Annotated in this window: 8 protein-coding genes; 4 read left to right on the top strand and 4 right to left on the bottom strand. The window is 55.2% G+C overall.

Translation table 11 applies throughout. The features are described from left to right. Positions 1-76: 76 nt before the first annotated feature. The 4 genes from HOLDEFILI_RS16830 to HOLDEFILI_RS16815 all read right to left on the bottom strand — a co-directional run bounded on the left by HOLDEFILI_RS16830 (position 77) and on the right by HOLDEFILI_RS16815 (position 5418). The gene (locus tag HOLDEFILI_RS16830; protein WP_006061098.1) at positions 77-1018 is read right to left on the bottom strand and encodes a carbohydrate kinase family protein; all 942 of its coding nucleotides are present in this window, start codon (positions 1016-1018) and stop codon (positions 77-79) included. Further along, positions 1015-2331 carry a glycoside hydrolase family 32 protein gene (locus HOLDEFILI_RS16825; protein ID WP_006061097.1) on the bottom strand — a complete coding sequence of 439 codons (1317 nt, stop codon included), beginning with the start codon at positions 2329-2331 and terminating at the stop codon, positions 1015-1017. The genes HOLDEFILI_RS16830 and HOLDEFILI_RS16825 overlap by 4 nt, the downstream gene beginning before the upstream one ends. Then, positions 2328-4229, bottom strand: a complete 1902-nt coding sequence (locus HOLDEFILI_RS16820; protein ID WP_006061096.1) for a sucrose-specific PTS transporter subunit IIBC — start codon at positions 4227-4229, stop codon at positions 2328-2330. Before HOLDEFILI_RS16820 ends, HOLDEFILI_RS16825 begins: the two co-directional genes overlap by 4 nt. A gap of 205 nt (positions 4230-4434) precedes the next feature. After that, a complete protein-coding gene (locus tag HOLDEFILI_RS16815) occupies positions 4435-5418 on the bottom strand; it encodes a LacI family DNA-binding transcriptional regulator (RefSeq protein WP_039865372.1) in 984 nt (327 codons plus the stop codon). Positions 5419-5912: 494 nt separating this feature from the next. Here HOLDEFILI_RS16815 and pflB point away from each other — a divergent pair, with 494 nt between their 5' ends. The 4 genes from pflB to HOLDEFILI_RS16795 all read left to right on the top strand — a co-directional run. Next, positions 5913-7970, top strand: a complete 2058-nt coding sequence (pflB, locus tag HOLDEFILI_RS16810; protein WP_006061093.1) for a formate C-acetyltransferase — start codon at positions 5913-5915, stop codon at positions 7968-7970. A 3-nt stretch (positions 7971-7973) separates the two neighbouring features. Further along, the gene (locus HOLDEFILI_RS16805; RefSeq protein WP_006061092.1) at positions 7974-8213 is read left to right on the top strand and encodes a hypothetical protein; all 240 of its coding nucleotides are present in this window, start codon (positions 7974-7976) and stop codon (positions 8211-8213) included. Positions 8214-8227: 14 nt separating this feature from the next. Further along, entirely contained in the window at positions 8228-8470 is a 243-nt protein-coding gene (gene grcA3, locus HOLDEFILI_RS16800; RefSeq protein WP_006061091.1) for an autonomous glycyl radical cofactor GrcA3, read from the top strand. Between the two features lie 6 nt (positions 8471-8476). Then, positions 8477-8905 (top strand): 4Fe-4S cluster-binding domain-containing protein (locus tag HOLDEFILI_RS16795; RefSeq protein WP_006061090.1); only part of this gene is annotated, 429 nt, incomplete at its 3' end.

Here is an 8905-nt window from a genome sequence, read left to right as displayed (position 1 = left end):
AAGGGAGGAGGATGCGCGGCTGCGCTCGTTGTTGCGCTGACCAAAGCATCAGCGGGAGAAATCGGAAAGTTTGAAATTATTCCGTCAGTCGGGTCGGATAGGAAGAAATTGCGCCTTTCTGTTGGATGCTGGCAGCGCAGAAAGCGGTGCTGGCCCGGAGATAGCGGCGCAGCTGTTCTGGGGAACAGGCGGTCAGATCATCGACGTGATCGCGGGCGCATTGATAGAGGAAGGAACCGATAAAACCATCCCCCGCGCCGGTTGTGTCCAGCGCTTCTACGGATAAGGAAGGTTCGTAAATCTCCGCGCCGCGCGTCAGCGCATAAGCGCCCCGGCTGCCGCAGGTATACAGCACCAGCTGAGTCCGCTCGGTAAACAGGAATGCTTTTGCTTCTTGCAGATCAGTCGTTCCGGTGATGAATTCCAGTTCTTCGTCGGAAATCTTGATGATCTCCGCCTGCGGCAGAAATTCCCGTACCGCTTTCCGGCAGGCTTCAGCATTGGGCCACAAGGGCAGGCGGATATTCGGGTCGAAGCTGATCAGCGCGCCTTGCCTGCGGGCCAGAGCGATCGCCTGACGATGGGTCTGGCGCATTGGGAAATCACCCAGGCTGACGCTGCAGAAATGCAGGAAGCCGCAGTCCCGGAAACCTTCTTCCCGGAGCTGGTCCGGCCGCATCAACATATCCGCGCCGGGTTTGCGGTAGAAGCTGAATTCCCGGTTGCCGTCCGCTTGCAGAGCGACGAAAGCCAGCGAGGTATTGGCCTCGGAAGTCCGTTCGATCATCGCTGTGTCGACACCGTAAGTTTTTAATTCACTGACAATTTTATCGCCGAAGCCGTCCTGCCCCGGCTGCGTGATCATCGCACTGGTTCCGCCCAGGCGGGCAAACGCGCCGCAGACGTTGCACGGCGCGCCTCCGACATGCGGCTCAAACGAAGTCACGTCCTGAAGCCGGCCGGTCTGGGCGGGGATGAAGTCGATCAGCGCTTCGCCGATCGCAATGAGTTTTTTCATGCGGATTCCCTGCTTTCTATTTCAATTCGCGGCGCCTGGTACAGCGTGAAGTCGCAGCTGGCGGCGACGTTGCGGACGGAACCATCAAAGAAACACCGCGAGGTCAGACTGACTTCGCCGTCATTGATGAAAATTTCAACGCTGGAAACGTCGAGATACAATTCCAGCTCGTCCAGTTTGTCCAGCTCGACGTGCCGCAGGGTCCGGCCAGCACCGCATTGCGAACAATCCAGCGTCAGTAAGCCGTTTTCATAAACAAGTTTCAGACCGTCGATCGTCAAGGTCAGCGCCCCTTGCGGACAAGCTTTTAAAACGAAGGTTTCCGGCGCTTTCGTCTGCTTGACCGCTTCTGTCAGCGCGGGTCCGGGCCGCAGCTCTTCGATCACCCGCTGCTTCAGCCGGCCATCTTCAAAGCGCAGCTCGCGCGGTAAGGTCAGCGCATGCATCCATGTTTTTGTCGGAATCGTATAGTCCGTGTCCGGCAAGCCGAGCCAGCCGATCAGGATCCGCCGGCCTTGTGGATCCAAAAATGTCTGCGGAGCGTAAAAATCAAAGCCATGATCGAGCGTGCGGTATGTGCGGGCTTCATCGCCATGGAGGATAAAATAGCCGTTGTCGTAAACATTTTCATAGTGGTAACCTTGGCGCTCTAATCCCTGCGGGCAGCAGAGCAGCACATCAGCCTGATCAAAATGAAGCAGATCCGGGCATTCCCACATATAGCCCATTTTTGCCGCGGAACGCAGCACGGCATCCAGCTGCCATTGTTGTAAATCACAGCTGCGGTAAAGCAGGGCGCAGCCTTCGTCGTCCAGTGTGCGTGCCCCCAGAACCATTTCATAACCGTCGGCGGTCGGATTGACCTTCGGATCACGGACATGGCACGAGCAGAAATCAGGATAATCGGCGTTGGTCAGAATGACTTGTTTCTGATCAAAGCGCAGCCCGTCTTGACTGACGGCATGGATCGTATTGTGCTGGCGGCCGGAGCGGATGTAATCATGATCGCCCGGTTCCTTGACGTTGCCGGTGTAAAAGAGATGCAGCTGCCCGTCCAGCGAAAGTGCGCTGCCGGAATAGGCCCCGTGCGACTCAAAACGTTCTACCGGCTCAACCGCTAAACCGCAGTCGGTATAATGGCGGAAATCAGTCGTCGTGAAGTGACCCCAGCACTTGCGGCAGCTGCCGGTCAGGCTGTCGGGATCCGCTTGATAATAGATCTGGATTTTTCCGTTGTGGACGCACAGCCCGTTGGGATCGTTCAACCATCCCTGCCGGGGCGCCAGATGATAAGTTAAGCGGTAATCGGTCATTGTTTCTCTCCTAAGCTGATGATCGGCTGAGTTTGCACGACTTCGCCCTCAGCGGTCCAGGAAAATGGCGTCGGTGCGGTGAAGATGCAGCAGATTTCCGTGGAACAGCCGGCGTCTTCGATCTGTTTCAGATTCATGGCTGCCAACGGTTCCCCGGCGCGGACGTTCTGGCCTTCCTGAACGAGAATCGTGAACGGTTCGCCGTTTAAGCTGACGGTGTTGATGCCCATGTGGATCAACATTTCCACGCCGTCCTCATTGACCAGGCCGATTGCGTGTTTGGTCGGAAAGATAAATTTCACAGTGCCGTTGATCGGTGCGCAGACTTCTCCGCGGGTTGGGAAAACCACGAAGCCGTCGCCCATCAGCTTTTCGCTGAACGTTCCGTCGGTGGACTGCTCGATCGGTTTAACCGTACCGGCAGCCGGAGCTAAGAGCGTCTGGTTGTCAACCGCCGGCAGCGCGTTCCGTTTGTCTGCCTGCGAGTTTGTTTTCGAGTTTGGATTTTGTTGTTTTTTCGTGAAGACCAGCGTCAGGATGAAGGCGGTGATCATGCTTAACGCCAGACCGATCGCAAAGTGCAGCCAGTCAGCCGGACGGATTGAGATGAAGCCCGGCAGGCCCGCGGCGCCCAGCGCGACGGCTAAGACATGGTGGAAAGCGACGTAGGCTGAACCCACGGCGGAGCCGATGATCGCCGCGTAAAACGGGGTTTTCAGCTTCAGGTTGATGCCGAACATCGCCGGTTCAGTGATGCCCAGCAGTGCGCTGACGCCGGAAGCTGAGCACAGGCTTTTTAACTTGGCATCTTTGGTTGTCGCCAGAACAGCCAGCACGGCCGCACCCTGCGCGACGTTGTTCATGGAGGCCGTGACGAAGATGAAGCTGCCGCCGGTGACCGCGGCTTCCGCCAACAGCTGCGTTTCAATCGCGATGAAGCTGTGGTGCATGCCGGTTAAGACGATCGGGGCATAGAATAGGCCGAACAGACCGCCGCCGATAAAGCCGAGCGAATGATACAGCCACGAGATGCCGTAGGCTAACAGGTTGCCGGCAGTCCGCATGACCGGCCCGACCGCGAGGAAGGTGACAAAGCCGCAGACGAGAATTGAAATTAACGGCGTCGTCAGATTATCCAGCCAGCTCGGCGTGATTTTATGCAGCCGGGTTTCCAGCTTGGCGAGGAAAAACGACATCACCAGAACCGGCAGCACCGTGCCCTGGTAGCCGACCGCTTCGATCGACAGACCGAACAGGTTCCAGGTCGGAACAGCTGCGCCGGTACCGTAGCTGTACGCGTTCATCAGCTCCGGATGGACCATGATCATGCCCAAGACCGCGCCCAGGTAAGGATTGCCGCCGAATTTCTTCGTCGCGCTGAAGCCGATCAGCACCGGCAGAAAGGTAAAGGCGGCGTTGGAAAACAGATTGATCATACCGGCTAAGTCGGCAAACTGCGGGTATAATTCGATCAACGTTTTCCCGCTGACAAACAAACCCTCGGCGGTAAAGATATTATTGATGCCCATCAACAGACCGCCCGCGACGATCGCCGGAATGATCGGCACGAAGATATCGCTGAGCATCTTGATGAAGCGGTTGATCACGCTGCCTTCGGCTTCCGCTTTCGGCTGCGGCTGAACAGGCTGGCCGCCAGTCAGCTTTAAGACCTCGTCGCACACCTGATTAACGGTGCCGGAACCGAAGATGATCTGAAACTGCCCTTTGGCGTTGAAGACACCTTTAACGCCTTCAAGCTCGGCGATCGTGTCGGCGTCGATTTTGGATTCGTCCAGGCAGGTTAAACGCAGCCGGGTCGCGCAGTGCATGACGTTGCTCAGGTTTTCCCTTCCGCCGACAGCGGCGACGATCTGAGCGGCGATCGATGGATAATTCATAGTTTCTTCCTCCTTGTGGTACCGTTCCCATATTCAATATAAGACGGTCTGAGCGAAATGTCAACATAAATATGGTATCGTTCCCATATTTTTTGAAGTTTCTTTATTTTTGACTGTTATCGCTTGTTTTCGCTTTGTTTATCGTTGGTTTCCAATTTCCACTCGCTGTGGTTCGACTTGCAGAAAAAAGCGGAGATAAAAAGCGTTATCGTTCGATAACGCTTTCGCCTTCAATTAATGTATAGCCAATCTTAACGGATTCCACCGGATTGCCCGCGATCAGTTCCAGAATCAGCTCAGCGGCGGTGCGGCCTTCCAGCTCATAGTCAAACCGCACTGTGGTTAACGCCGGGGTCAGGACTTCGGAGACATCGTATCCGCCGAAACCCACTAACGAGACGTCCTGCGGAATCCGCAGCCCTGCGCTGTGCAGTTCCTTAAACGCGGCCATCGCCAGATTATCCGTGGCGCAGATCAAACAATCCGGCCGGTGGGTTTTGAGGTATTCCCGCACAACCTGACGGGTCGTTTCAAAGCTGAAATCCGTTTCCAGAAAATCAATCAAGGAAACGCCGGTTTCCTGCAAGCCGTCCAGAATTCCCTGCTTGCGCGTAATTCCGACGGCTTTATCCGTTTCGCTGACGCCCAGCAGACAGACCGCTTGATGATGGGTCTGCCCGATCCGCTGTCCGACCTCGCGGCCGGCTTCGTAATCATTCAGTGTGATCGTCACGACGTCCGCCATCTCCTGGGCCAGCACGATCACCGGCAAACGCAGCTTGTGCAGGATCCGTTCATGTTCCGGCGTGATTTGCGTCGCTAATAAAATAATCCCTTCGACGTTCATCCGGCTGAAGCTTTCGAGGCTGGACAACTCGCGGATTTCGTTATGATTCGTGTTGATCAGCAGCGGCGTATAACCTGATAAGCGCAGCTGTTCGTCCAGCGCCGTCAGCACCCGTGCGCTGGTGCGGGAATCGATCGACGGCGTGATCACACCGATCTGATAGGAATGGCGGGCTTTCAGCGTCTTCGCAACGGAATTGGGCTGATAGTGATATTCCCGGCAGACCGCTTCAATCCGCAGCCGCGTTTCTTCCTTGACATAACCGCCGTTGAAGTAGCGGGACACCGTGCTTTTGCCCACGCCCGCAAACTCGGCGATTTCCTTCATCGTTATTTTCGTCATTCTGTCGTCTTCCTTTATGCGTTTCATCATAGCATAACCGCCGGCCCGGATTCAAGGTGTGCGGTGAAACCTGACAAGGATTGCCGGTCTTCGTTAAGAATCTTATTCTAAGGACAGCCGGTGGAGCGTCGTATCTTGAATAATAAAGAAGAGGAAACCACAGGAAGAAACTCTAACGGAATGAACACCGGAATCAGACTGACAAACCATGACAGAAGGCTTGTGGAAAGGGCAGGGAAAACAAGATTAAATTGTCTTGAAAAAGAGTAAAAAAAAGAGCTCGTTCACCAGAGAGTCTTGCTTGACAGTGAAGTTTAAATTGGATATTCTATCGGTGTTAGAAAAAACTAACAAAAGTTTTACATTTGTAACCGATTACAATGGAAAATGATGTTTCCGACCTCTGTTTTTTTATTCTCAAACACGGTAAAATAAAACGGTCTTGTCCCCTGCGACAGGAAAGCTATCAAACCAAGGAATTATAGGAGGATACTATGGAAGACTGCTACAAGGGATTTGTTGAAGGCGTCTGGTCCCGTGAGATCAACGTCCGCGACTTCATCCAGAAGAACTACACCCCGTATGACGGCGACGATTCGTTTCTGGCGGGGCCGACGGAAGCCACGCTGAAACTGTGGGATCAGGTCATGGAGCTGAGCCGCCAGGAGCGCGAAGCCGGCGGCGTCCTGGATATGGATACCAAGATCATCTCGACGATCACTTCCCACGGCCCGGGTTATCTGAATAAGGATCTGGAAAAGATCGTCGGCTTCCAGACCGACAAACCATTCAAGCGTTCCCTGCAGCCGTACGGCGGCATCCGCATGGCGCAGAAAGCCTGCTCGGACAACGGCTATGAAGTCGATCCGGAAATTGTTGATTTCTTTACGATTCACCGCAAAACTCACAACGCGGGCGTGTTTGACGCCTATACCCCGGAGATGCGGGCCTGCCGTTCCAGCCATGTCATCACCGGGCTGCCGGATGCTTACGGCCGCGGCCGGATTGTCGGCGACTACCGCCGGATCGCGCTGTACGGCGTTGATCGCCTGATCGCAGATAAGCAGCATCAGAAGGATTCGACGCGCGTCATCATGTATTCCAATGTCATCCGTGAACGGGAGGAGCTGTCGGAACAGATCCGCGCGTTACAGGAGCTGAAAAAACTCGGTGAAATCTACGGCTATGATATTTCCCGGCCGGCCAAGGATACCAAGGAAGCGATCCAGTGGCTGTATTTCGGCTATCTGGCGGCCGTTAAGGAACAAAACGGTGCGGCGATGTCGCTGGGCCGGACCTCGACCTTCATTGATATCTACGCTCAGCGCGACCTGGACAACGGCGTATACACCGAGGAAGAAATCCAGGAATTCATCGATCATTTCATCATGAAGCTGCGGCTGGTGAAGTTTGCCCGTACCCCGGAATACAACGAATTGTTCTCCGGTGATCCGACCTGGGTCACGGAATCGATCGGCGGGGTCGGCATCGACGGCCGGCATCTGGTCACCAAGTCTTCCTTCCGCTACCTCCATACCTTAAAGAATCTGGGCACGGCGCCGGAACCGAACTTGACGGTGCTGTGGTCGACGCGGCTGCCGCAGAACTTCAAGCGGTTCTGCGCCAAAACCTCGATCGAGTCCTCGTCGATCCAGTATGAAAACGACGATCTGATGCGCGTTACCCATGGCGACGATTACACGATCGCCTGCTGCGTCTCCTCAATGCGCATCGGCAAGGAAATGCAGTTCTTCGGCGCCCGCGCGAATCTGGCGAAGTGCCTGTTGTACGCGATCAACGGCGGTGTCGATGAAATTTCCGGCAAGCAGGTCGGTCCGGAATACCGGCCGATTACTTCGGAATATCTGGATTACGACGAAGTCATGCACAAATACAAGCAGATGATGAAGTGGCTGGCGCAGGTCTATGTCAACGCGCTGAACATCATCCATTATATGCACGATAAATATTGTTACGAAAAGCTGCAGATGGCGCTGCATGATAAGGACGTCAAGCGCTGGTTCGCCACCGGCATCGCGGGTCTGTCCGTTGTCGCCGATTCACTCTCCGCGATCAAATATGCCAAGGTCAAGGCGATCCGGGATGAACGCGGCATTGTCGTTGATTATGAAGTTGAGGGCGACTTCCCGAAATACGGCAATGACGACGACCGCGTCGATGCGATTGCCAGCGAGATCGTCCATACCTTCATGACCTACATCAAGGGCAACCACACCTACCGCGGAGGTATTCCGACAACCTCAATCTTAACGATCACCTCCAACGTCGTCTATGGCAAGAACACCGGTTCCACGCCGGACGGCCGCAAGAAGGGCGAACCGTTCGCGCCGGGCGCCAATCCGATGCACAAGCGCGACAGCCACGGCGCCGTCGCTTCACTGGCTTCGGTTTCCAAGCTGCCGTTCGCGGACGCGCAGGACGGTATCTCCAACACCTTTTCCATCATTCCCAACGCGCTCGGTAAGGATATCATCACCAGCGGCGATCTGGAAGTCGAGCTGGAGCTGGACGAAATAGAAAGCAACGAATAAGCAATGAAGCAGGAACAGCTGATCGACGATTTGATCGCGCAGCTGGACCGGTCCTTCGCCGCCGGCGTGGGTCATGTCAACGTCAGCGTCGAAGGATCGGCCGTTCAGCTGGAAAAGATTGATAAAAATGAAGAAAGCCTGGTCAAAGAAGTGGAAACGCTGGGCTGTCTGGATTGTGAAAAACAGAATCTCGCGTGCAAGACCCCGACGTTAATGGAGGGGCTGGACCGGAACGAAGAATAAAGGAGGAAACGAATATGAGTACGATGGATCAACAGATCGACAACCTGGTATCACTTTTGGACGGTTATGCCGAAAAGGGCGGACATCATCTGAACGTCAACGTTTTCAACCGGGAAACGCTGCTGGACGCTCAGGCGCATCCGGAAAAATATCCGCAGCTGACCGTGCGCGTCAGCGGTTATGCGGTCAACTTCAACAAGCTGACGAAGGCGCAGCAGGATGAAGTCATTTCGCGGACCTTCCACGAACAGATTTAACGGCGTATGAGCGAAGGACGGATTCATTCGCTGGAAAGCTTCGGCACCGTCGACGGGCCGGGCGTCCGGCTGGTTGTGTTTGTCCAGGGCTGTCCGATGCGCTGCCGGTATTGTCATAATCCTGATACCTGGCGGTCTGAGGGCGGTCAGACGATGAGCGCGGCGGAAATTCTTCAGACATACAAACGCAACGAAGCGTTTTACCGCGGCGGCGGAATCACGGTGAGCGGCGGGGAACCGCTGGGCCAGTTAAAATTTGTCACGGAGCTGTTTGCGGCGGCGAAGCAGGCCGGAATTCACACATGTCTGGATACGTCGGGGATTTTATTTGATCCGTCCCATCCGGAAGAGTTCGATTCTCTGCTTGCGGTCACGGATCTGGTGCTGCTGGACATCAAGCAGATCGATCCGGCTCAGCACCGCTGGCTGACCGGA

The organism is Holdemania filiformis DSM 12042 (genome assembly GCF_000157995.1).
Taxonomy (GTDB): Bacteria; Bacillota_I; Bacilli_A; order Erysipelotrichales; family Erysipelotrichaceae; genus Holdemania; species Holdemania filiformis.
The sequence above is the reverse complement of the archived record's forward strand: the minus strand, read 5'-3'. Positions and strand labels throughout refer to the sequence as shown.